The 235-nt window shown below is 57.0% G+C and carries 1 protein-coding gene; it reads left to right on the top strand.

Annotated features, from left to right (window positions below):
* Positions 1-235 (top strand): DUF6973 domain-containing protein (locus SB658_RS27595; RefSeq protein WP_410603760.1); only part of this gene is annotated, 235 nt, incomplete at both ends.

Consider the following 235-nt stretch of genomic DNA (forward strand, 5'->3'; position numbering starts at 1 on the left):
TCTGGAAAAGTCGAAGAGGCTGGTGGCAGGGAGCGTCGTGGAAGTGAGGCGCGTAGCGCCATTAAACTTGTAGGCGTAGTTGATGCTATAAAGGCTCGGTTGGCAGCGGATGAGGCAATGGAATCTGCGAGAAAGAGTGGGCTTTCCGGGATGTCTCATGGAAGAGGAGACGCGATGCGGCACTGCACTTGGAGCTGCCAAATGGCTCGCGATATCGGCGAGGAGAATGCCCGGC

Source organism: Bacillus sp. SIMBA_008 (assembly GCF_046535495.1).
In the GTDB taxonomy this organism is placed as follows: domain Bacteria; phylum Bacillota; class Bacilli; order Bacillales; family Bacillaceae; genus Bacillus; species Bacillus subtilis.